Consider the following 20,758-nt stretch of genomic DNA (forward strand, 5'->3'; position numbering starts at 1 on the left):
CGAACGGATGGAACTGGCGGCGAATTACACGAAATTCGCCGCCACGTCCGCCGGCACGCGCAAAATCCGGCCCGACGCCTTGTCGATGATCGCCCAGGTGGATTTGGCCGCGACCTTCACCTTGCCGTCCGGCCCGGTAAATTCGATGAACCGGTCGAACCGCGCCCCGCGCGGCCCCTGCGGGATCCAGGTGCGCGCCGTCACTGTCTCCCCCTCGGTCACATTGCCGCGATAATCGACCTCATGCCGGGTCACGACCCAGATATAGGCCTCCACATGGGCGGGATCGGCATCGCGCCGCCAATGTTCGACCGACACCTGCTCCATCCACTGGACCCAGACGGCGTTGTTCACATGGCCCAGCTCGTCAATATGTTCGGGAAGCGCGGTGATCTCTTTGGTGAAACTCGACGCCATCAATCCTCCACGCCCAATTGCCACAAGATGAAGGCGAATTCCTCCGCCGTTTCATGCAGGCTTTCGAAGCGGCCCGACTTGCCGCCATGGCCCGCGCCCATATTGGTCTTGAGCAGCAGGATATTATCGTCGGTCTTGGTCGCGCGCAGCCTCGCCACCCATTTCGCCGGTTCCCAATAGGTGACGCGCGGATCGTTCAGGCCCGCCGTCACCATCAGCGGCGGATAGGGTTGCGCCTTCACATTGGCATAGGGATCATAGCTGTGGATCGTGCGGAACGCGGCCTCATCCTCGATCGGATTGCCCCATTCGGGCCATTCGCCCGGCGTCAGCGGCAGCGTTTCGTCCAGCATGGTGTTGAGCACGTCGACGAAGGGCACATGCGCCACCACCGCGCCCCACAGGTCGGGGTCCGAGTTGATGACCGCGCCCATCAGCTCGCCGCCGGCCGATCCGCCCGAAATGCTGATCCGACCCCGGCTCGCATAGCCGCGCTCGACCAGCCCCTTGGCCACGTCGACAAAATCCGTGAAGCTGTTGCTGCGCTTGTCCAGCTTGCCGTCCAGATACCATTGCTGGCCAAGGTCGTCGCCGCCGCGAATATGGGCGAGGGCAAAGGCGAAGCCGCGATCCAGCAGCGACAGGCGGCTGGTGGAAAAGCCCGGTTCCATGGCGATGCCATAGGCGCCATAGCCATAGAGGTGCAGCGGCGCGCTGCCGTCGCGCGGGAAATCCTTCGGATAGACGATCGACACCGGAATCTGCGTGCCGTCGCGTGCCGGGATCATCAGCCTTTCGGTGGCGTAGCGGGTCGCGTCATAGCCTGAAGGGATTTCCTGGACCTTCAGCACCGCCAGTTCGCCCGTCGCCAGATCATAATCATAGATGGTGTCGGGCGTGACCATCGATTCATAGCCGATGCGCAGCTTCGTCACATCATATTCGGGATTGTCGTCCAGCGACGCCGAATAGCTCGCCTCGGGAAAGGGGATGCGCTTGGGCGTGTGGGTCGCATAGTCGCGCAGCTCGATCTGGTCGAGCCCGTCCTGACGTCCCTCGGTGACGTAGAAGCTCTTGAACAGGGTGAAGTCGGTCAGGTAGAAATGGGCGTCGGCGCCGATCACTTCTTCCCACTGGTCGGGCGCTTCGAGGGTCGCCCTGGCCAGCCGGAAATTGGGGTGGGTGTCGTTGGTGCGAATGTAGAGCGTGCCTTCATGCTCATCGACATCATATTCGCGCCCCGCCTTGCGCGCCGCGACGAGGAGCGGCTTGGCGGTCGGATTGTCGGCGGGCAACAACCACGCCTCGCTGGTCACATGGTCGCCGGTGGCGATGACGATATATTTTTCCGAGGAGGTGAGACCGATCGAGACGCGGAACCCCTCATCATCCTCATGGAACAGCTCGACATCGCTCTCGACGCTCTGGCCCAGCCAGTGCAGCCGCGCATTGTCGGTCCGCCAATTCTCGTTGGCGAGGCCATAGAGCAGCCCCTTGCTGTCCGACGTCCAGACCAGCGACGACAGCGTGTCGGGAATGACTTCGGGCAATATCTCGCCCGAAAACAGATCCTTGATCCGCGCCTCGAACCGTTCCGACCCGTTGGTGTCGATGGCGTAGGCGAGGTAGCGACCGTCCGGGCTGACCGACATCGCGCCGAGGCGAAAATAGTCATGCCCCTCCGCCAGCGCCGGTTCGTCCAGGATCAGCTGATCGTCGCCCCCTGCGACGGGCTTGCGATACCATTTGCGATATTGCGCGCCCGTTTCGAAGGCGCGCCAATAGACATAGTCGCCATCCTTTTGCGGAACCGACTGGTCGTCTTCCTTGATGCGCCCCTTCATTTCCTGGAACAATGTGTCGAGCAGCGGCTTGCGGGGGGCCATCGCCGCCTCGAACCAGCTATTTTCCGCCTCCAGATAGGCCAGCACGTCCTTGTCCTTGACGTCGGGATAGCCCGGATCGCGCAGCCAGGCATAATCGTCCGAAACGGTGATGCCATGATGGGTGATGGCGTGGGGGCGGCGCTGGGCGATGGGCGGCGTGCTGGTCTGGGTCATTCAGGGTCCATGTCTGTTCTTGGAGCGTCTGTTCTTGGGGGGGGCGCTGGCATAAGCGCCCCGGCCTCTCTATGTTGTCGCCTTCATGCCCGGTGCAAGGGCCGAATGAATTCAAGGGAAGTTTGATGTCCAGTTATGAAGACCGCCTGAAGGCTCTCCGCGCACAGTTGGTGCGTCAGAAGCTGGACGGCTTCGTGGTGCCGCTGACCGACGAGCATATGAGCGAATATGTCGGCGCCTATGCCCAGCGTCTCGCCTGGCTGACCGGATTTCAGGGATCGGCGGGCAGCGCGGTGGTGCTGCCGCAGGAAGCGGCGATCTTCGTCGATGGCCGCTACACGCTCCAGGTGCGCGAGCAGGTTGACGGAAACCACTGGCAATATGAAAGCGTGCCGCAGACCTCGATCGCCGCATGGTTGAAGGATCATGCGGGGCAGGGCGCGCGCATCGGTTACGACCCCTGGCTCCACACCCGCGCCTGGGTGCAGCAGGCGACCGAGGCGCTGGCCGAGAAGGGCGCGGAACTGGTGGCGGTGGACACCAACCCGGTCGACGCCGTCTGGCCCGATCGCCCAGCGCCCAGCGCCGCCCGGCTGGTGGTGCATGACGATCGCTTCACCGGACGCAATTCGGCGGAAAAGCGGGCGGAAATGGCCGACTGGCTGACCGCGAAAAAGGCCGACGCGGCGATCCTGTCGGCGCTGGATTCGATCGCCTGGACCTTCAATATCCGGGGCAAGGATGTCGATCGCACGCCGGTCGCGCTCGCCTATGCGATCGTCCATGCCGACGCGACCGCTGACCTGTTCGTCGCGCCGGAGAAGATGGAGGAAGCCGTCGCCCAGCATCTGGGCAATGCCGTGCGTGTCCATGACCGCGCCGTCTTCGCCGATGCGCTGGCGGGGCTTGGCGGCAAGACCGTCATCGCCGATCCCGAACGCGCCGTCGCCGCGATCTTCGAAGCGCTGGAAGAGGGCGGGGCGCAGGTGCTGGCGCTGCGCGATCCCGCCATCCTGCCCAAGGCGATCAAGAATGACGTCGAGATCGCCGGGCACAAGGCGGCGCAGGCGCGTGACGGCGCGGCGCTCAGCCGCTTCCTCCACTGGATCGCGGTCGAGGCGCCCAAGGGCGGCCTGACCGAATTGTCCGCCTCCGACCGGCTGGAATCCTTCCGCAAGGATAGCGGGCTGCTGGAAGACCTGTCCTTCGACACGATCAGCGGCGCGGGACCGAACGGCGCCGTCGTCCATTATCGGGTCGAGGAAAAGACCAATCGCCCGATCGAGAGCGGCAGCCTCTATCTGGTCGATTCGGGCGGGCAATATCGCGACGGCACCACCGACGTCACCCGCACGGTGGCGATCGGCACGCCGACGCAGGAGATGCGCGACCGCTTCACCCTGGTACTCAAGGGCCATATCGCGCTTGCCCGCGCCATCTTCCCCAAGGGCACGCGCGGCGGCCAGCTTGATATTCTGGCCCGCCAATATCTATGGGCGCAGGGGCTGGATTATGCCCATGGCACCGGCCATGGCGTCGGCAGTTTCCTGTCGGTGCATGAAGGGCCGCAGCGGATCGCGACGTTCGGCGGCGGGGACGAGCCGCTGGTGGCGGGCATGATCCTGTCCAACGAGCCGGGCTATTACAAGACCGGCGCCTATGGCATCCGCATCGAAAATCTCGTGCTGGTCGAGGAACGCGCGATCGCCGGCGCCGAAAAGGAGATGCTGGGCTTTGAAACCCTCACCTTCGCCCCGATCGACCGCGCCCTCATCGACACCGGCCTGCTGAGCGCGGAGGAACGGGGGTGGGTCGACAGCTATCATGGCAAGGTGCTGGAGGTTGTCGGGCCGCAGCTGGATGGCGATGCGCTTGCCTGGCTCAAGGCCGCCTGCGCGCCGCTATGATGTGAAGATCAGGTGATGGAGGGATCGCCGTCGGGCGGTTCCTTCGCCGCTTCCTCTCGCGTCGATTCCCGGCTCTGGGCCTTGCGCCGCCGCAGATTATCGCGCAGCGCCTGCGCCAATCGGGCCTTTTTCTCGTCCAGGGTTTCGGTCATGGACATGCGCATAAGCAAAATGCGTCATCCGCCGCAACCCGCCTTGACATGGGCGGTGCGGGCGGCCATAGGCCCGGCTCCGCGACGCGAACCGCGCCGTGGAGCAGAAATAGAGTGCTGCCGTAGCTCAGTGGTAGAGCGCATCCTTGGTAAGGCTGAGGTCGTGAGTTCAATCCTCACCGGCAGCACCATTTCTCCCTCGTCCCGAAATCGACCCGTCTGACCCGTCTCGCCCGATGAGACGCCGGGGTCCGCTACACCAGCCCCAGCCGGGTCAGTTCGCCCAGCAGCGCGGGCGGCATCGCGTCGAGATCATCCGCCTCGCCGCCGCCCAGATCGGGCGGCGCATCCTTGTCCTCCAGATAGCGCCAGCCCTGATGCGCCCGCTTGGGCAGTGCGCGCACGGGGATCAGCGTCGGCGCCAGCCGTATCCAGTAGCGGCCCTGTCCCGTTTCCTGAAAGCCCAGCAGCGGGCTGCGCCCGACCAGCGCATGGCCGTGAATCCAGTATAGCGATCCGCCGGTCATTTCATCGAGCCGCTTGGGCAGATAGCGGGTGGTGAGCCGCGCTTCGTCCGCATGGCTTTCCAGCCAGGCGCGCAAGGAGGCGGGGCCTTCGCTCTGAAAAGCGATCTTTGTGAGGTGCAGGGGCATGGGATGCCCTAAATGGGCGTTCGCGTCAGCCGGTCAATCCCGCTGCCGTGGCCAGGCTCAGGAAAGCGAAGAAACCCATCGAATCAGTAATCATCGTGACGAAGATGGAGGATGCGACCGCCGGGTCCAGGTTCATCCGGTCGAACGCCAGCGGCACCGCCGCGCCGGCCAGCCCCGCGGTGACGATATTGATCATCATCGCCGCGGCAATCACTCCGCCCAGCGCCATATCCTGGAATACCAGTCCCACGCCGATCCCCAGCACCACCGCCACCGTCGATCCGTTGAGCAATGCCACGCGGATTTCGCGCAATATCGTGCGGCGGGCGTTGGACCCGGTGATCTGGTTGGTGGCGAGCGCGCGTACGGTCACCGCCATGGTCTGGCTGCCGGCATTGCCGCCCACGCCCGCCACGATCGGCATCAGCGTGGCGAGCGCCACCATCTTCTGGATCGTGCCTTCGAAAATGCCGATGATGGTCGAGGCGACCAGCGCGGTCAGCAAATTGGTGAGCAGCCAGCGCACCCGCGCGCGATAGCTGTCCATCACCGGTTCGTTGATGTCGCCTTCGCCCGCGCCGGACAGGCGGAGAATATCCTCGCCCGCTTCTTCCGAAATGATGTGGACGATGTCGTCGACGGTGATCATGCCGACCAGCCGGCCGCTGGCGTCCACCACGGCGGCGGAGATCAGCGCATATTTCTGGAAGCGCAGCGCGACCTCTTCCTGGTCCATGTCGACCGGGATCAGCGTCTGTTCCCGCTTCATCAGGTCGGACATGGGGACGCCGCGCGGACAGGTCAGGATCCAGCTCAACTGGCAGGTGCCGATCGGCCTATGCCCTTCATCGACGACAAAGATTTCCCAGAAGTCGCGGGTCAGGTCGCCGCTGTCGCGCAGATAATCGATCACCTGCCCGACCGTCATATGTTCGGGCACCGCGACCAGATCGCGCTGCATCAGGCGGCCGGCGGATTCTTCCGGGTGCGACAGGGCGCTTTCGATCGCGGCGCGATCTTCCGGCTCCATCGCGTCGAGGACGGCCTGCTGGTCGGCCTCCTCCATATCCTCGATGATCGCGACCGCGTCGTCAGTGTCCAGTTCGGACGCGAACTCGGCCACCTGTTCGGGCGCCAGCGCACCGATCAGGTCGTCGCGGACATAGTCGTTCAGTTCGGACAGAACTTCCGCGCCGACCAGGTCGCCCAGCGCGGCGGCTACGTCGGCGCGCCGGTCCGACGGGGCGAGTTCCAGCAGGTCGGCAATGTCGGCGGGGTGCAGCGGCGATACCAGATCGCGCGCCTTTTCGCTGTCGCCCTCCTCCACCGCATCCAGCACCGCGGTCAGATATTCGGGCTTCAGGCGATCATCCTCATCGTGGCTGGCCTCGGCCGCCTCGATCAGCGTGTCTTCAAAATCATCCCCATGGACAAGGGGTTCGGCCATATCGCCGCGCTCGCTCATGGCGCCCCCTACTGTCCGGTTCCTGTAACATTTAGTCGCTTTCGCCCATGCACGGGGGAAATGCAATGGGGAGAGAGCGCTTCCATCCCCCTCATTAGCCTTTATATGGACTCATTCCACACTACCCCGGCAAGAGAGGATTCCATGGCCGACGAAACGCTCACCCTCACCCTCGACAGCGGCGGCGATGTCGTCATCAAGCTGCGCCCGGACCTCGCGCCCGGCCATGTCGAACGCATCACCACGCTTGCCAAGGACGGTTTCTACGACGGCGTGGTCTTCCACCGCGTCATCCCCGGCTTCATGGCGCAGGGCGGCGATCCGACCGGCACCGGCATGGGCGGGTCGAAACTGCCCGACATCAAGGCGGAATTCAGCCGCGAACCGCATGTGCGCGGCGTCTGCTCGATGGCGCGCTCATCGAACCCGAACAGCGCCAACAGCCAGTTCTTCATCTGCTTCGACGACGCCACTTTCCTGGACGGCCAATATACCGTCTGGGGCGAAGTGTCGGCGGGCATGGAGCATGTCGACGCCCTGCCCAAGGGTGAGCCGCCGCGCACACCCGGCAAGATCGTCAAGGCGACCATCGCCTGATCCTGCTTCCATTGGCTGCGCGTCCCGTCCAGGGGCGCGCAGCCAATGGGCTTTACTGCACCTTGCGGGCCATCCCGTCGGTCATGGAAATGGTCTTGGCCATCTCCATGCCATTATCGGCTTCACCTGCGTCTTCCGGCGCATAGGCGCCGATCGACTGGATATGCCAGCGACGCTGTTCCTCGGACGATCCGGGAACATCGTTGACCCGGCGCAGCGTGACCTGCCGCAGCGCGTACCAGGGCTTGCCATTGGCGGCGATGCGGCCATAGACCTGCACCGGCACGGTCACATAGAGCGATCCGGCCGCGCCTTCGGGTTCGGACGGAGCGCCGACATTGGCGTGGATCTCACTGAAACCCCTGAAGCGCGCAGCGAAATGCGCGTCATCCTGCGCGCCGATCGCGGTCGAGGGGTTCCACAGATCCTGCGCATCCTCGAACCGCTTTTCCTCCAGCAGGCCATAATAGCCCTGCACCACCTGCGCCGCGCCCTGGGCGCTGTCGGGATCGATCGATCCTTCCGCGATCGGGGCCGGATCGACCGGCAGGCCGCCGGGAGTGCCCGGCGCTGGCGGGTTCAGCGGCTCCATCAGCGACATCGCCTCGGCCCGGACGTTATTTTCGATCTGCGCGGTATTGGCGCCATTGGCGAGATTGTCGATCGCGCTTTCCTCCCGCCCGTCGCACGCGGCGACGAGCAGCAGGGAAAGGAGCGCGGCGGTCTTGACCCTATCCCGCATCAGTTCGGGCGCGTCCGTGGTGACGGTTCGCGACCGCTCCTCGACGGGCGCCTGGCCCGGCTGGCGGGCGCGGTCCGGTTGCCGATGCTGCGCTGCGGCCGGGGCTGGCTCGCCTGCGGACGGGGCTGCGGCGGGCGACGGACGGCATCATTGCCGTCGCGTCCTCGTCCGCCCTGCCAACGGCCACGATCATTGCCGCCATCGGGCCGGCCATTGCGATCCGGCCGCGCATAGTTGCCGGGTCGGCCATCGCGGTCGGGCCGCTGCCAGTTGCCCGGCCGGCCATCGCGATCGGGCCGCCCGTCATTGCCGCGCCAGTTGCGCCGCCCGTCGCGATCGCGGCCGCGATCGTCCCGCCGGTCGGCGCGGCGTGCTTCCCAATAGCTGCGCTGGCTGTTCGTCCAGCGGTGGCGCTTTCCGCCCCGGTCGTAGACATAATAGCCGGTGCCCGGATAATAATAATTATTGTACCAGCCATATTGGCCGCCGCCATAATAGCCGGGGCTGTAATAGGGGTCATAATAGCCGCCGCCATAATAGCCGCTGCCCACGCTTACGCCGCCATAGCCATAGCCGTCATCATAGGCGCAGCCGCCCAGGACCAACGCGCCGGCAAGGCCTATGGCGGTCAGAACCCGTTTTGCGGTTCCAGTCATCGCCTGTCTCCTTATCGTCTTTCTGATGACGGGATAACGCCTTCAGTTTGAATTGGTTGTGAATGGCGCCCAGGACAAGGGGCAAGCATTTATTCTTTGTTCAGAAATCCGCCCTTTCGTTCATCCTGATGACAGAAACCGTGTTCTTTCCGTCACATAACCGCTTTTCAGGCGATTTTCGCGACCGGTTCAGGAAACCTTCCGGTGGGTCCGGTCATTTTCGTTCCTGCCGCGCCGGTCGCTTCCAGCGCCAGACATGCGGCCCGGCGGGTCCACACCGCCGCACCATCCCCAACAGATAATAAAGGGTCATACCCATGAAGACATTGCTTTTCACGGCAGCCGCTGCCGCGTCCCTGATTCCCGCCGCCGCTCTGGCGCAGGATGATGCCGGTTCCACCCGCCGCGTCGAACCCTATGTCGCCGTCATGGGCGGCGTGGACAATTTCGACAGCGAAACCGGCAAGGAAGGCATTCCGCCCGTAGGCTACAAGGGTCGCATGGTCGAAGGCGTCGCCGGTGTGAACTATAATGTCGCCGGCCCGGTCGTCGTCGGTGTCGAAGGCAGCGCGGCCAAGGGCGTTTCCGGCGACATCGACTGGGAATATGGCGTGGCTGGCCGCGCCGGCGTGAAGGCTGGCAAGGACAGCCTGATTTTCGGCAAGGTCGGCTACAGGTGGACAAATTTCGACGCGCTCGGCCCCGACAGCCCTGATTTCCATGGCACCACCTATGGCGCGGGCGTCGAATTATCGGCCGCAGACATGGGCGGTTCGGCCCAGAGCAGCAATATCCGCCTGCGCGTCCAGGCCGACACGCTGGGCAATTTTCGCTCGATCCGTCCGATGGCGGGCGTGGTCGCGAAATTCTGATCTGATCGGGGCGGGTCGGGTGCGCGTCACCCGGTCCGTCCCGTCCCGGTCATCTCTCGTATGAGAGTTGGGGTGCGGAACGGTCTTTAGGACTGCGGCCGTTCCGCATTCCCCGTGCGTCTTGCCATTCCCGTCCGGTCCCGCCATCAGGTCACATGAGCTGGCATTTCTGGATCGACCGCGGCGGCACCTTCACCGATGTGGTGGCGCGCGACCCCGACGGGCGGCTGCACGTCGTCAAGCTGCTTTCCAGCGATCCCGAACGCTATGTCGACGCCGCCGTCGAAGCGGTGCGCCGCCTGACCGGCGCGGGCGACGGCCCGGTCCCATCCTGTGCCCTGCGCATCGGCACCACCATCGCCACCAACGCCCTGCTGGAGCGCAAGGGCGAACCGGTGCTGCTCGCTGTGACGCGCGGCTTTCGCGACGCGCTGCGCATCGGCACGCAGGAACGGCCCGACCTCTTCGCGCGCCATATCCAGTTGCCCGATCCGCTCTACGCCGACGTGGTGGAGATTGACGAGCGGCTGATGGCCGACGGCACGATCCGCCGCCCGCTCGATGAAGCCGCCGCCCGCGCCGCGCTGCAAGCCGCGCATGACAGCGGTCTGCGCGCCGTCGCGATCCTGCTGATGCACGGCTATCGCTATCCGGCGCATGAGCGGCGGCTGGCCCGGATCGCGGCGGAGATCGGCTTCACCCAGATCAGCGCCAGCCACGATGTCGCCCCGCTCATCAAGCTGATCGGGCGGGGCGGCACCACGCTGGCCGACGCCTATCTCTCCCCCGTGCTGCGCAACTATGTCGATGGCCTGCGCGCCGCGCTGGGCGAAGGCGCCGACATGTTGTTCATGCAATCCAATGGCGGCCTGACGCCGGGCGACCTGTTCCGCGGCAAGGATGCCGTCCTTTCGGGGCCTGCCGGCGGCATTGTCGGCCTGGCCCGCACCGCGCGGCAGGCGGGCTTTGACCGGGTGATCGGCTTTGACATGGGCGGTACATCGACCGACGTGTCCCATTATGCCGGCGCCTATGAGCGCGACAATGAAGCGCGGGTGGCGGGCGTGCGGCTGCGCGCGCCGATGATGCGAATCGACACCATCGCGGCGGGCGGCGGCTCGGTCTGTTCCTTCGTCGACGGACGTTTCCGCGTCGGCCCGGAAAGCGCCGGGGCCGTGCCGGGTCCGGCCTGCTACCGCCGTGGCGGCCCGCTCACCATCACCGACTGCAATGTCATGCTGGGCAAGATCCAGCCCGATTTTTTCCCCAGCCTGTTCGGCCCTGACGGCGACCAGCCGCTCGACCGTATCGCTGTCGAGCAGCGCTTCGCCGACCTCTGCGCGCAGGTGGAGGCGGAAACCGGCCGGCCGATGTCGCCGCAGGACGCCGCGCAGGGGTTCATCGCCGTCGCCGTCGCCAACATGGCCAATGCGATCAAGCGCATCTCGGTCGCGCGCGGCCATGATGTCAGCCGCTATACGCTGGTCAGCTTCGGCGGGGCAGGGGGGCAACATGCCTGTCTGGTCGCCGATGCGCTGGGCATGGACCGGGTGATGATCCATCCGCTCGGCGGCGTCCTGTCCGCCTATGGCATGGGGCTGGCGGATCGGCGTTCGGTGCGGGAACGCACGCTGGCCCTGCCGCTCGGCGCCGACACCATGGACGATCTGCACGCCGCCATCGCCGCGCTGGCCGCCGACGCCCGCACCGACCTGCCGCAGGCGGACCGGACCGAAACGCTGCTGCGCCTGCGCTATGATCGCACCGACAGCCTGTTCGACGTGCCGCTGGGCGATCTGGAAACCATGCGCGCCGCGTTCCTGGACCAGCATCGCGCCCGCTTCGGCTTTGCAGGGCAGGGCGCCATCCTCATCGACATGGCGCGGGTCGAAGCCGTTGCCGAAACGCAGGCGGCGATGGACGGCATCGTCGCCTTCCCCGACAAAGCCGCGCCGCCACTGGCGCAGGTGGATATTGGCGGCCTTTGCGCATCCGTCCATGACCGGGCGGGCCTTAAAGCCGACAGCGAAATAGACAGCCCCGCGCTCATTATCGATCCCGTGTCCACCACCGTGGTCGAACCGGGCTGGCGCGCCCGGATCGACGCCATCGGCAACTTGATCCTGACCCGTCACCAGCCGCGCCCCATGCCCGAAACGGGGAACGCCGATGCGGTCGATCCAGTGCGGCTGGAGGTGATGGGCGGCCTGTTCATGGCGATCGCCGAGGAAATGGGCGCCGCGCTCCAGCACAGCGCGTCTTCGGTCAATATCCGCGAACGGCTCGATTTTTCCTGCGCCCTGTTCGACGCGGCGGGCAATCTGGTCGCCAACGCGCCGCATATGCCGGTGCATCTGGGCAGCATGGGCGACAGCATCCGCGCGATCATGCGTCGGCGCGGCGCCGGACTGGACGGCGTGGCGTTCGACGGGCGCGGGATGCAGCCGGGCGATGTCTATGCGCTCAACGCCCCCTATGATGGCGGCACGCACCTGCCCGATATTACCGTGGTCATGCCGGTGTTCGTGGACGGGCGGGCCGCACCCTCCTTCCATGTCGCGGCGCGCGGCCATCACGCCGATATTGGCGGCATCACGCCCGGCTCCATGCCGCCGGGCAGCCGATCGGTCGAGGAAGAGGGCATCCTGATCGACAATCTGCTGGTGGTGGACCGGGGGACTTTCCGCGAGGGCGCGATTCGCGACCTGCTGGCTTCCGGCCCCTTCCCGGCGCGCAACATCGACCAGAATATCGCCGACCTTTCCGCCCAGATCGCGGCTTGCGCCAAGGGCGCGGCAGAATTGTTACGGATAAGCAACGACTATGGCGTGGACATGGTCGCGGCCTATATGGCCCACGTCCAGGACCAGGCCGAAGCCGCCGTCCGCCGCCTGATCGGGCATCTGTCGGACGGCCGCTTCACCTATGCGATGGACAATGGCGCAGCTGTCCAGGTCGCTGTCGCGATTAATGCCGCCGCCAGATCGGCAACCATCGATTTCACCGGATCGTCGGACCAGTTGCCGGGCAATTTCAACGCCCCGCTTTCGGTCGTGCGCGCCGCCGTGCTCTATGTCGTGCGCACCCTGATCGACGAAGCCGTGCCGATGAACGATGGCTGCCTGAAGCCCGTCACCATCATCGTGCCCGAAGGATCGATGTTGCGCCCGCGCCATCCCGCCGCCGTGGTGGCGGGCAATGTGGAGACCAGCCAGGTCGTGACCGACGCATTGTTCGGCGCGCTGGGCATCATGGCGGGCGCGCAGGGGACGATGAACAATTTCACCTTCGGCAATGACCGTCACCAATATTATGAGACGATCGCCGGTGGCTCCGGCGCCGGTCCCGATTTCGACGGTGCGCCTGTGGTTCAGACCCATATGACCAATAGCCGCCTCACCGACCCGGAAATCCTCGAAACCCGTTTTCCGGTGCTGCTGGAGGAATTTGCCGTCCGCGCCGGTTCGGGCGGGGCAGGGCGGCACCGGGGCGGCGACGGCGCGGTGCGGCGCATCCGGTTCCTGGAGGCGATGACGGCCGGCATCCTCGCCAACCGCCGGATCGTCCCGCCCTTCGGCCTTGACGGTGGCGCGCCGGGCGCTGCGGGTCGCAACTGGGTGGAGCGCGCCGACGGCACGGTCGCGCCGCTCGGTAGCACGGCCGCCGCCGACCTGCGCGTCGGCGACGCCTTCGTCATCGAGACGCCGGGCGGCGGGGGATTTGGGAAAAGCTGAGGCTTAACGCTGCCAGCTCGAATCGATCCGGTCGATCACCCGCACCATGGACTGGAAATCCGGCACGCCCGGACCGACCGGCAGTTGCACGCCCGCCAGGTCGCGCTGATGCACCGCGATCACTTCAGGCGCAATGTCGACCGGCGTCCCCGCCGCGCCCGCCGCCACCTGGATTTCGCAGGCGCGCTGAAGCAGCCAGTGCTTCAGAAACGCCTCCGGCAAGGTGGGGGCCATCACCAGCGTCCCGTGGTTGCGCAGCATCATGACTCGCTTGTCGCCCAGATGCGCGATCAGCCTTTCGCCTTCTTCGAGGCGAATCGTGACGCCCTCGAAGTCGTGATAGGCGACCTGGCCGATGAAGGCGGCGGCGTAGAAGCTGATCGGCCGCAACCCTTCGGCGCAGGCGCTGACCGCCATGCCGGCGGTCGTATGGGTATGGATGATGCAATGGGCGTCGGGCAGGTGGCGGTGAAACACGCCATGCTGGGTGAAGCCCGCGCGATTGACCGGATAGGGGCTGCCGTCCAGCACATGGCCGTCAATGTCGATCTTGACCAGGTTGGACGCCGTCACCTCATGATAGCCCAGGCCAAAGGGGTTGATCAGGAATGCGCTGTCTTCCCCCGGCACGCGCAGGGTGATGTGGTTGTAGATGAGTTCCGACCAGCCCATATGGTCGAAGATGCGATAGCAGGCGGCGAGTTGCTGGCGCGCCTCCCATTCCTGCGGCGTGATGTCGGGCTTATGCGCTGCTGTTGCCATGGCGATCCTCTTTCTGTCATTATCGGGTCATTATCCCCCCGCTCGTCGCAAAAGTCGAGATCGCGGCCTTTGGGCTTGAATTTCCATGACCCGGCTGATAAGGCGCCGCGCACATGGCGCAGGGTGACCTGCGACGACTCACTGGCTTTGCTATTCGGTCGGGCCGTCGGGAAGGACAGATATGTCCCGGCGAAGCGCCCGTTTTTGATTGGAGATTGACGGACTTATGCAGATCATCGTTCGCGACAATAATGTCGACCAGGCTCTTCGCGCGCTCAAGAAGAAGCTGCAGCGCGAGGGCGTGTATCGCGAAATGAAGCTGCGCCGTCACTACGAGAAGCCGTCGGAAAAGCGCGCCCGTGAAAAGGCCGCCGCTGTGCGCCGCGCGCGCAAGATGGAACGCAAGCGCGCCGAGCGCGACGGCGTCCGTTAAGACGCCACGCAACGGGGCGGCGGCGCCGTCCCGTCCCTAGCTGACTTTCCCGCCCCTAATTGCGAGCGCACGCCCATGTCCACGACGGCTGTTCCCCTTCGTCCTATCGCCAAGGGGTCGCTGACGCGGCTCTGGGTCGGCATCGCCGTCGTCGCGCTGGCCGCGGGCGGGCTCGCCTGGGCGGGGCAGCAGGGCGTCGCACCGTCGCCGGCCGCCTTCATGGCGCAAAACGCCCATGAAGCGGGCGTGGTGACGACGGCATCGGGCCTTCAATATAAGGTGCTGGAAGAAGGCGCCGGCCCCAGCCCGACGACCACGGACGTCGCGCTGGTCGGCTATAAGGGCGCGCTGCTGGACGGCACGGTCTTCGATGAAAATCCGCAGGCGCCGATGCCCGTCGATGGCGTCGTCCCCGGTTTTTCCGAAGGCCTGCAAAAGATGAAGAAGGGCGGCAAATACCGCCTGTGGATACCGTCCGACCTGGGTTATGGCGATGAGGATAACGGCCCGATCCCCGGCGGTTCGGTGCTGGTGTTCGACGTCACCATGCATGATTTCAAGTCGAAGGCGGAACTGATGCAGTTGCAGCAGCAGATGATGCAGCAGCCGGGCGCCGCGCCACAGCCGGGCCAGTAACCCGCACAGCCAGACGAGTCGAGGAAGGGGCCGCTTGTCGGCCCCTTTTCAATAGGTCAGGCCGCTTGTCGGCCCCTTTTCAATAAGTCAGGCCGCTTGTCGGCCCCTTTTCTTTTGCCCCATCAGTCCGCGTCGGGGCAGGTGTCGTCAGGCGTTTCGCCAAAGGCCAGGGCGTCGGCGCTGCCGATCTTCGCCTCGCCCGAAAACAGCTGGTCCAGCCGTTCCCTTATGTCGCGGCGATAATGTGGCGTCGCGACTGAACGGGGCGCCGACACTTCGATGTCGCAGGCGATCGCCCCCTTGATCCGCTCCACCGCATCATCGGCCAATATGCCGGCGTTGCGCAGTTCCAAACAGAGCTGCAACAGGCCAACCGCCGTCGCCTGCGCGCGCATCCCGACATTGGTCAGGTCGAAATGCAGCTTCTTCTGTTTGTCCAAACCCACGGTCATGATCCAACTCCTTTTGCCCTTTTCCGTTTATCATGAGGACAAAGCGCTGGACAGCCACGACGTTCCACGGGCCGTTCGGGGCGGGGCTGGCGGCATGACTGCGACATGCCGAAACCTGTAAAGCTAAGATTGCGATGCTTCGCCCGGATGCGCGCGATTCGTCGCGTCCAGCGCCTTGGACCGCTGCTCCAGATAGACTTTTATCATCGCGACGATGGGGTCGGCCAGGAACAGGCCGATGATGCCGAACAAGGCGCCGAACAGGATTTGCGCCGCCAGGATCAACGCCGGCGCCAGGTCGACGGCGCGCTTGGCCACCATCGGCACGATCAGATAGCCATCGACGATCTGCACGGCCAGATAGACCCCCACAGCATAGAGGCCGGTATCGGTGCCGCCCGAAAATCCGACCAGCACGATCAGCACGCCCGACACGATCGCGCCGATATTGGGCAGGAAGGCGAGCAGGCCGGTCAGGATGCCGAGCAGCCCCGCCATCGGCACGCCGCCCGCCCAAAGCAGCAGCCAGGTGCCGACACCTTCCACGGTCATGCCGATGATCCGGCCGAACATCAGCCGCCGCAGCGTCCAGCCCATCTTGTCGGCGATTTCGTAGAAATGCGCGCGCTGCTCCATCGGCAGCATCCAGGCGACCCCGCGCTCATAGAGTTTCGGTTCGACCGCGATGAAGATGGCGAGCACCAGCATCATGACCCCGCTGGTGACCGCGCCGACGGCGGTGCCGACCGCGGCGGTCACCCGGCCCATGGAACTCATCGCCTGCTGCGCCAGTCCTTTGAGGTCTTCGGGCGTGGTGGTGACACCCAGTTGCTGCATCCAGCCGCCGATCCGCATGACCTGCGCTTCGACGATGGTGCGCATCGCCTGCGCCTGCGCCGCCAGGCTGGAGCCGGTGAGATAGAAGGTATAGGCCATGAAGGCGACCGCGCCGAGCAGCACGATGGTCAGCCGCCAGCCGCGTCCGATCGGCAATATCCGCCCCAGCAGGCGCGTGCCGCCATCCATCATCGTCGCGAGCACCAGCGCGCCCATGATCAGCATCAGCGGTTGCGCCAGCAGGACGACCGCCGCGACGGTGATCGCCAGCGCGAACCATACGCCCGCGCGCTTCAGCTCCTGCTGGACCAGGGGGCTGCGGACTTCGCTGGGACCGGGTTCCTCGACATGCTGCTGCGTCTCGCTCAAAATCCGATACCCCTTGCCGTCATTCCGGCGGTGCAACGCTCGCTGGACGCAGGCTGTTCCCGGCCCGTCCGCTGCGGAAGGCATGGAACCAGCTCAACGGGTTCCAGTTCGCATCGCCATCCAGGCTGAAGGTGATGAATTCGGCGCGCCCGCCGATCGCTTCCCACGGCACCGGTCCGCCCAGGCCGTTTTCCGCCAGCGGGGCGCGGCTGTCGGCGCTGTTGTCGCGATTGTCGCCCATCAGGAAGACGTGATTCGCCGGCACGCGGACCGGCCCGTACCAGTCCAGCGTGCTCGGCCCCATGTCGATGGTGACATAGGTCTTGCCATTGGGCAGGCTTTCCTGCCGCACCGGCAGTTCGCAATAATCCCGGCCGTCCGCGCCGGTGACCCGCGCGCCGGGGAACTGGCCGGGCGGGCAGGGGGCGTTGCCGTCGACGGGAATGCGCAGCGGCTTCATCGCCTTCTGCTTCACCGCGACGCCGTTCAGGATCACCCGACCGCCCCGCACTTCCACGATGTCGCCGGGCAGGCCGATGACACGCTTGATATAATCCTCGCGCCGATGGTGGGGCGACACGATGACGATGTCGCCGCGCTGCGGCAGGCGGCCCAGGATGCGGCCGTTCAGGAAGGGGAGGGGGTGAAAGCTGGGCGAGACATAGGACCAGCCATAGGGGAATTTGCTCACCACCAGCCGGTCGCCCTTCAGCAGCACCGGCATCATCGATTCGGACGGAATATAGAAGGGTTTGGCGACGAAGCTGTGGAAGGCCAGCACCGCCAGGATCAGCAGCGCGATGCTCTTGATCTCATGCCACCAGTTGATGCTGCCCTTTTCCGTCTCTTCGGCAGGCGGGGCGCTATCTTCGGGCGTGTCGATGGCCGGCATGGGTGGAGTCTCTCGGCGGTCGCGGGGATGAACCATCACAAAGGCTGCGCTTCAATGATGACGAAGGCCTGCGCCCATGGATGATCGTCGGTGAGCGTCAGATGAATGACGGCCTTATAGCCCTGCGGCACCATCGCTTCCAGCCGCGTCAGCGCCCCGCCGGTCAGCTTGAGCGTCGGTGCGCCCGATGGCGCGTTGACCACGCCGATATCCCTCATGAACACGCCCGCCTTGAAACCGGTGCCCACCGCCTTGGAAAAGGCTTCCTTGGCGGCGAAGCGCTTGGCGAACGTGCCGGCCCTGGTGAAGGGGCGGCGTTGCGCCTTGGCCTGCTCTGCCGCGGTAAAGACGCGCTGCACGAAGCGGTCGCCGAACCGGTCGAGCGAATTCTGGATCCGCTCGATATTGCACAGGTCGGAGCCGAGGCCGATGATCACCTCTTGCCCGCCTTCACCGCGCCAGGTCCATCTGCCGCCGCATTTCGCGGATGCTGGCCTCCAGCCCGCCGAAGATCGCCTCGCCGATCAGGAAATGGCCGATATTGAGTTCGGCGACCTGCGGGATGGCCGCGATCGGCGCGACATTGTCGAAGGTGAGGCCATGGCCGGCGTGCGGCTCGATGCCGTTCTTGGCCGCCAGCGCCGCCGCGTCGGCGATCCGCCGCAGTTCCGCAGCACGCGCAGCGCCTTCCAGATGGGCATAGGCGCCCGTGTGGAGTTCCACGACCGGCGCGCCCAGTTCGACCGCGGCCGCGATCTGGGTCGCGTCCGCCTCGATAAACAGGCTGACGCGGATGTCGGCGTCGTTCAGCTTCGCGACGACGGGCCGCAGCACGTCGATCTGCCCGGCCGCGTCCAGGCCGCCTTCCGTCGTGCGTTCCTCCCGCTTTTCCGGCACGATGCAGGCGGCGTGCGGCTTGTGGCGCAGCGCGATGTCCAGCATCTCCTGCGTCGCCGCCATCTCCAGGTTCAGCGGTACGTCCAGCGCCGCCATCAGCATGGCGATATCCTCGTCGCGGATATGGCGCCGGTCCTCGCGCAGATGCGCGGTGATCCCGTGCGCGCCCGCCTTGACCGCCAGCAGCGCGGCCTTGACCGGATCGGGATGTTCGCCCCCGCGCGCATTGCGGATGGTCGCGACATGGTCGATATTGACGCCAAGGCGAAGGGGCGCGCTCATCCCTATTGCTTCCGGCTGCCCGGCTTCGTCGCCGGGATTTCGGCCAGTTCAGGCGGCAGCGCGTCGGCGTCATAGACCGGGAAATTGATCGACACGAGCGGATAGAAGGGAACGCCAAGCTCAACCTCGCCCGCCGACCGGTCGACCAGCGCCGCTTCGGCGATGACGATCCCGCCCTCGGCCGCGACCGCCTCGATCGCCTGGCGCGAGGACAGGCCGGTGGTCACGACATCCTCGACCATCAACACCTTCTGCCCCGGCGCGACAGTGAAACCGCGGCGCAATTCGAACGTTCCTTCCGGGCGTTCCAGGAACACCGCATCCTTGTCCAGCGCGCGGCCGATTTCATGGCCGATGATGAGCCCGCCCATGGCCGGCGAAACCACCAGGTCGATCTCCTGCCGCAACTCGCGCGGCAAATTCTGCACCATCGCGCGCGCCAGCCGGCCAGCCCGTTCGGCGTTCATCAATACGCGCGCGCATTGCAGATAATTGGCGCTGCGGCGGCCCGACGACAGAATGAAATGTCCCTCGAGCAGCGCGCCTGCCGCCCGGAATTCCGCCAATACTTCCTCGTCTGTCATGCCGTCATATTATCCCGTCGCGCGTTCGGCGCCGATGCCGGTGCCGATCCGCCTTCACCTCATGCGCGGACGCAAGCGCGTCGCCCATCCCGCGCCCCTGTGCGCGGAAGTGCGAGATAGGCGGGTGGGGGGTGCGTTGCAACAGCGAAGAAAATCTGCTCCATCTGTGCTTGAGGCCGGGGGAAAGCATCCCTATAAGCCGCCTCAGACCGGACGGGCGAGGGCAGCATCATCATATGCGTTTTCGTTGCAGCGGCGCCAAGGGGTTAGGGGTTACGAAGACGCTATGAAAAAGGTGAAATCGCTCATTCTCGCCGGTTTGCTGGCCTTTGCGCCGGCTATGGCGATGAATGGCCAGGCGCTTGCGCAGAATGAAGCCGCCGCATCGATCGCCGCTACGCCGGTGGATGCCGACCCTCGTTCTTCCGACCTGGGCGCGCCCGCTGATTCGGCGGACGCCAATGTCGCCAATGTGAGCGAAGCCGCGCCCGCCGCGAAAGTCGCCGCCCCGCCGCGGATGAAACCGACCGAGGGCATCGGGATGCCGCGCCCGGCGGAAATCACGCTGCAGGAACAGTTCACCGATACCGGCCGAACCGCGCGCTGGCTGCACGACGTCATGCTGATGCCGATCATCACCTTCATCTCGCTCCTGGTGCTGGTGCTGATGCTGTATGTGATCGTGCGCTATCGTCGCGCCGCCAACCCGGTGCCGTCCAAGACCTCGCACAACACCCTCATCGAAGTGGTGTGGACCGTCGTGCCGGTGCTGATCCTGCTCGCGATCGCCGTGCCCTCGATCGGGCTGCTGGCCGACCAGTACAAGCCCGCGCCCAAGGATGCGCTGACCGTCAAGGTGACCGGCTATCAATGGTATTGGGGCTATGAATATCCCGACGCCGGCATCCCCGAATTTGTTTCGAACATGCTGCCGGAGGACAAGGCGAAGGAAAATGGCGAGCCCTATCTGCTGGCGCCCGACAATCGCCTGGTCCTGCCCGTCGGCCGCCCGGTCAAGCTCATCATCACCGGCGCGGACGTGATCCACAGCTTCGCGGTGCCCTCGCTCTGGGTGAAGATGGACGCCGTGCCCGGCCGCCTCAACGAAAAGAGCTTCACCATCGAGAAAGCGGGCGTCTATTACGGCCAATGTTCGGAATTGTGCGGCGCGCGCCACGGCTTCATGCCGATCGCGATCGAAGCGCTGCCGCCGGCCCAGTTCGATCAGTGGGTTCTTTCCCAGGGCGGCACGCTGAAGGGCGGCACCGCCGCGCCGGCCGCGCCGATGGGACCACAGCCGGGCAGCGACCTGCCCGGACCGCCGGCCAGCGATGCCGGCACGAAGACGCTTTGAGAGGG

21 protein-coding genes and 1 tRNA gene are annotated in these 20,758 nt (G+C 65.5%); 8 read left to right on the forward strand and 14 right to left on the reverse strand.

The window, feature by feature from the left end; genetic code table 11:
- Positions 1 to 24: 24 nt before the first annotated feature.
- Complete coding sequence (locus C100_RS29610; protein ID WP_024018665.1) at positions 25 to 417, reverse strand: acyl-CoA thioesterase; 393 nt, start codon at positions 415 to 417, stop codon at positions 25 to 27.
- Positions 417 to 2,477, reverse strand: coding sequence for a S9 family peptidase (locus tag C100_RS29615; RefSeq protein WP_024018666.1), 2,061 nt, complete (start codon positions 2,475 to 2,477; stop codon positions 417 to 419). The genes C100_RS29610 and C100_RS29615 overlap by 1 nt, the downstream gene beginning before the upstream one ends.
- Positions 2,478 to 2,602: 125 nt before the next feature.
- On the opposite strand from C100_RS29615, the gene C100_RS29620 reads away from it, so the two are divergent.
- Complete coding sequence (locus C100_RS29620) at positions 2,603 to 4,384, forward strand: aminopeptidase P family protein (protein ID WP_031308773.1); 1,782 nt, start codon at positions 2,603 to 2,605, stop codon at positions 4,382 to 4,384.
- A gap of 8 nt (positions 4,385 to 4,392) precedes the next feature.
- On the opposite strand, the gene C100_RS48735 is transcribed toward C100_RS29620, so the two are convergent.
- A complete protein-coding gene (locus C100_RS48735) occupies positions 4,393 to 4,536 on the reverse strand; it encodes a hypothetical protein (protein ID WP_162472041.1) in 144 nt (47 codons plus the stop codon).
- 116 nt (positions 4,537 to 4,652) lie between these two features.
- Here C100_RS48735 and C100_RS29625 point away from each other — a divergent pair.
- A tRNA-Thr gene (locus C100_RS29625) sits at positions 4,653 to 4,727 on the forward strand.
- Between the two features lie 63 nt (positions 4,728 to 4,790).
- Here the strand turns inward: C100_RS29625 and C100_RS29630 are convergent.
- Positions 4,791 to 5,189 carry a DUF1489 family protein gene (locus C100_RS29630; protein ID WP_024018668.1) on the reverse strand — a complete coding sequence of 133 codons (399 nt, stop codon included), beginning with the start codon at positions 5,187 to 5,189 and terminating at the stop codon, positions 4,791 to 4,793.
- A gap of 25 nt (positions 5,190 to 5,214) precedes the next feature.
- Positions 5,215 to 6,654, reverse strand: coding sequence for a magnesium transporter (gene mgtE / locus C100_RS29635; RefSeq protein WP_024018669.1), 1,440 nt, complete (start codon positions 6,652 to 6,654; stop codon positions 5,215 to 5,217).
- Between the two features lie 144 nt (positions 6,655 to 6,798).
- Between mgtE and C100_RS29640 the strand changes: the two genes are divergently transcribed.
- Complete coding sequence (locus C100_RS29640; protein ID WP_024018670.1) at positions 6,799 to 7,251, forward strand: peptidylprolyl isomerase; 453 nt, start codon at positions 6,799 to 6,801, stop codon at positions 7,249 to 7,251.
- A gap of 52 nt (positions 7,252 to 7,303) precedes the next feature.
- Here C100_RS29640 and C100_RS29645 read toward each other — a convergent pair whose 3' ends face one another.
- Together C100_RS29645 and C100_RS29650 are read right to left on the reverse strand one after the other, a co-directional pair.
- Positions 7,304 to 7,993 carry a hypothetical protein gene (locus C100_RS29645; protein WP_024018671.1) on the reverse strand — a complete coding sequence of 230 codons (690 nt, stop codon included), beginning with the start codon at positions 7,991 to 7,993 and terminating at the stop codon, positions 7,304 to 7,306.
- Complete coding sequence (locus tag C100_RS29650; RefSeq protein ID WP_024018672.1) at positions 7,993 to 8,649, reverse strand: hypothetical protein; 657 nt, start codon at positions 8,647 to 8,649, stop codon at positions 7,993 to 7,995. The genes C100_RS29645 and C100_RS29650 overlap by 1 nt, the downstream gene beginning before the upstream one ends.
- A 317-nt stretch (positions 8,650 to 8,966) precedes the next feature.
- Here C100_RS29650 and C100_RS29655 point away from each other — a divergent pair, with 317 nt between their 5' ends.
- Together C100_RS29655 and C100_RS29660 are read left to right on the forward strand one after the other, a co-directional pair.
- On the forward strand, positions 8,967 to 9,521 hold the full coding sequence (locus C100_RS29655; protein ID WP_024018673.1) for an outer membrane protein: 555 nt from the start codon (positions 8,967 to 8,969) through the stop codon (positions 9,519 to 9,521).
- 155 nt (positions 9,522 to 9,676) lie between these two features.
- The gene (locus C100_RS29660) at positions 9,677 to 13,255 is read left to right on the forward strand and encodes a hydantoinase B/oxoprolinase family protein (protein WP_024018674.1); all 3,579 of its coding nucleotides are present in this window, start codon (positions 9,677 to 9,679) and stop codon (positions 13,253 to 13,255) included.
- 3 nt (positions 13,256 to 13,258) lie between these two features.
- Here the strand turns inward: C100_RS29660 and C100_RS29665 are convergent, their stop codons facing one another.
- Positions 13,259 to 14,017: a class II aldolase/adducin family protein gene (locus C100_RS29665; protein WP_024018675.1), complete on the reverse strand. Its 759-nt coding sequence runs from the start codon at positions 14,015 to 14,017 to the stop codon at positions 13,259 to 13,261.
- A 226-nt stretch (positions 14,018 to 14,243) separates the two neighbouring features.
- Between C100_RS29665 and rpsU the strand changes: the two genes are divergently transcribed.
- Together rpsU and C100_RS29675 are read left to right on the forward strand one after the other, a co-directional pair.
- Complete coding sequence (gene rpsU, locus C100_RS29670; RefSeq protein ID WP_021226581.1) at positions 14,244 to 14,450, forward strand: 30S ribosomal protein S21; 207 nt, start codon at positions 14,244 to 14,246, stop codon at positions 14,448 to 14,450.
- Between the two features lie 75 nt (positions 14,451 to 14,525).
- The gene (locus tag C100_RS29675) at positions 14,526 to 15,086 is read left to right on the forward strand and encodes an FKBP-type peptidyl-prolyl cis-trans isomerase (protein WP_024018676.1); all 561 of its coding nucleotides are present in this window, start codon (positions 14,526 to 14,528) and stop codon (positions 15,084 to 15,086) included.
- A 122-nt stretch (positions 15,087 to 15,208) separates the two neighbouring features.
- Here the strand turns inward: C100_RS29675 and C100_RS29680 are convergent, their stop codons facing one another.
- The 6 genes from C100_RS29680 to pyrE form a co-directional block, all read right to left on the reverse strand.
- The gene (locus tag C100_RS29680) at positions 15,209 to 15,538 is read right to left on the reverse strand and encodes a hypothetical protein (protein ID WP_024018677.1); all 330 of its coding nucleotides are present in this window, start codon (positions 15,536 to 15,538) and stop codon (positions 15,209 to 15,211) included.
- A gap of 123 nt (positions 15,539 to 15,661) precedes the next feature.
- Positions 15,662 to 16,744 (reverse strand): AI-2E family transporter, encoded by a 1,083-nt coding sequence (locus tag C100_RS29685; RefSeq protein WP_024018678.1) that lies wholly within the window; start codon positions 16,742 to 16,744, stop codon positions 15,662 to 15,664.
- Positions 16,745 to 16,763: 19 nt separating this feature from the next.
- Positions 16,764 to 17,636 carry a signal peptidase I gene (lepB, locus tag C100_RS29690; protein ID WP_024018679.1) on the reverse strand — a complete coding sequence of 291 codons (873 nt, stop codon included), beginning with the start codon at positions 17,634 to 17,636 and terminating at the stop codon, positions 16,764 to 16,766.
- A 35-nt stretch (positions 17,637 to 17,671) separates the two neighbouring features.
- Positions 17,672 to 18,073 carry a holo-ACP synthase gene (gene acpS, locus C100_RS29695; protein ID WP_024018680.1) on the reverse strand — a complete coding sequence of 134 codons (402 nt, stop codon included), beginning with the start codon at positions 18,071 to 18,073 and terminating at the stop codon, positions 17,672 to 17,674.
- A 13-nt stretch (positions 18,074 to 18,086) separates the two neighbouring features.
- Positions 18,087 to 18,815 carry a pyridoxine 5'-phosphate synthase gene (locus C100_RS29700; protein WP_024018681.1) on the reverse strand — a complete coding sequence of 243 codons (729 nt, stop codon included), beginning with the start codon at positions 18,813 to 18,815 and terminating at the stop codon, positions 18,087 to 18,089.
- A 2-nt stretch (positions 18,816 to 18,817) separates the two neighbouring features.
- Complete coding sequence (gene pyrE / locus C100_RS29705) at positions 18,818 to 19,399, reverse strand: orotate phosphoribosyltransferase (RefSeq protein ID WP_024018682.1); 582 nt, start codon at positions 19,397 to 19,399, stop codon at positions 18,818 to 18,820.
- 286 nt (positions 19,400 to 19,685) lie between these two features.
- Between pyrE and coxB the strand changes: the two genes are divergently transcribed.
- Positions 19,686 to 20,753, forward strand: a complete 1,068-nt coding sequence (gene coxB / locus C100_RS29710; protein ID WP_024018683.1) for a cytochrome c oxidase subunit II — start codon at positions 19,686 to 19,688, stop codon at positions 20,751 to 20,753.
- Positions 20,754 to 20,758: the final 5 nt, after the last annotated feature.

Origin of the sequence: Sphingobium sp. C100 (assembly GCF_000508185.1) — a bacterium.
Classification (GTDB): domain Bacteria; phylum Pseudomonadota; class Alphaproteobacteria; order Sphingomonadales; family Sphingomonadaceae; genus Sphingobium.

What these genes read in the sequence shown, in the direction of transcription:
- C100_RS29610 (WP_024018665.1), bottom strand. Translation starts at nt 417, where the DNA reads ATGGCGTCGAGTTTCACCAAAGAGATCACCGCGCTTCCCGAACATATT.
- C100_RS29615 (WP_024018666.1), bottom strand. Translation starts at nt 2,477, where the DNA reads ATGACCCAGACCAGCACGCCGCCCATCGCCCAGCGCCGCCCCCACGCC.
- C100_RS29620 (WP_031308773.1), top strand. Translation starts at nt 2,603, where the DNA reads ATGTCCAGTTATGAAGACCGCCTGAAGGCTCTCCGCGCACAGTTGGTG.
- C100_RS48735 (WP_162472041.1), bottom strand. Translation starts at nt 4,536, where the DNA reads ATGACCGAAACCCTGGACGAGAAAAAGGCCCGATTGGCGCAGGCGCTG.
- C100_RS29630 (WP_024018668.1), bottom strand. Translation starts at nt 5,189, where the DNA reads ATGCCCCTGCACCTCACAAAGATCGCTTTTCAGAGCGAAGGCCCCGCC.
- mgtE (WP_024018669.1), bottom strand. Translation starts at nt 6,654, where the DNA reads ATGAGCGAGCGCGGCGATATGGCCGAACCCCTTGTCCATGGGGATGAT.
- C100_RS29640 (WP_024018670.1), top strand. Translation starts at nt 6,799, where the DNA reads ATGGCCGACGAAACGCTCACCCTCACCCTCGACAGCGGCGGCGATGTC.
- C100_RS29645 (WP_024018671.1), bottom strand. Translation starts at nt 7,993, where the DNA reads ATGCGGGATAGGGTCAAGACCGCCGCGCTCCTTTCCCTGCTGCTCGTC.
- C100_RS29650 (WP_024018672.1), bottom strand. Translation starts at nt 8,649, where the DNA reads ATGACTGGAACCGCAAAACGGGTTCTGACCGCCATAGGCCTTGCCGGC.
- C100_RS29655 (WP_024018673.1), top strand. Translation starts at nt 8,967, where the DNA reads ATGAAGACATTGCTTTTCACGGCAGCCGCTGCCGCGTCCCTGATTCCC.
- C100_RS29660 (WP_024018674.1), top strand. Translation starts at nt 9,677, where the DNA reads ATGAGCTGGCATTTCTGGATCGACCGCGGCGGCACCTTCACCGATGTG.
- C100_RS29665 (WP_024018675.1), bottom strand. Translation starts at nt 14,017, where the DNA reads ATGGCAACAGCAGCGCATAAGCCCGACATCACGCCGCAGGAATGGGAG.
- rpsU (WP_021226581.1), top strand. Translation starts at nt 14,244, where the DNA reads ATGCAGATCATCGTTCGCGACAATAATGTCGACCAGGCTCTTCGCGCG.
- C100_RS29675 (WP_024018676.1), top strand. Translation starts at nt 14,526, where the DNA reads ATGTCCACGACGGCTGTTCCCCTTCGTCCTATCGCCAAGGGGTCGCTG.
- C100_RS29680 (WP_024018677.1), bottom strand. Translation starts at nt 15,538, where the DNA reads ATGACCGTGGGTTTGGACAAACAGAAGAAGCTGCATTTCGACCTGACC.
- lepB (WP_024018679.1), bottom strand. Translation starts at nt 17,636, where the DNA reads ATGCCGGCCATCGACACGCCCGAAGATAGCGCCCCGCCTGCCGAAGAG.
- C100_RS29700 (WP_024018681.1), bottom strand. Translation starts at nt 18,815, where the DNA reads ATGAGCGCGCCCCTTCGCCTTGGCGTCAATATCGACCATGTCGCGACC.
- pyrE (WP_024018682.1), bottom strand. Translation starts at nt 19,399, where the DNA reads ATGACAGACGAGGAAGTATTGGCGGAATTCCGGGCGGCAGGCGCGCTG.
- coxB (WP_024018683.1), top strand. Translation starts at nt 19,686, where the DNA reads ATGAAAAAGGTGAAATCGCTCATTCTCGCCGGTTTGCTGGCCTTTGCG.